Source organism: Pseudomonas sp. 2995-3 (genome assembly GCF_002742565.1).
Lineage (GTDB): Bacteria > Pseudomonadota > Gammaproteobacteria > Pseudomonadales > Pseudomonadaceae > Aquipseudomonas > Aquipseudomonas edaphica.
Genome location: NZ_LJSB01000043.1, coordinates 1 through 307, shown reverse-complemented (window position 1 = coordinate 307; position 307 = coordinate 1). Strand labels below are relative to the sequence as shown.

The window sequence follows — 307 nt, the reverse complement described above, 5'->3', positions numbered from 1 at the left end:
ATCTAATTCATCGCTATCTAGAGCCATCATGGTTGCACCCATGTCCAATAAGGTTAATTCAACATTATAACCTTTCTCTTCTAAGACTACTTTCCACATATTTGTAACTGCAATATTTTCAGCCCAGTTGATTTGAGCAATCGTAATTACTTCTTCGTTTACGACTTCTTCTGAATCAGCAGCACCAGCACTAGATTGGTCATTGTTTGTTTCCTCACTAGTGTCTCCACATGCTGACAAGATTGTAACTGTTAGCAGCACAAAGAATAAAATTAATTTTTTTCCCCATTTTACCATGTTGTAAAAC

General features: G+C 36.2%; 1 protein-coding gene. It reads right to left on the bottom strand.

All coding sequences use genetic code 11. The features are described 5' to 3' along the window. Window positions 1-307, bottom strand: a 307-nt coding sequence (locus tag AOA62_RS01730) for a glycine betaine ABC transporter substrate-binding protein (RefSeq protein WP_305886541.1), incomplete at both ends; no start/stop codon positions are given.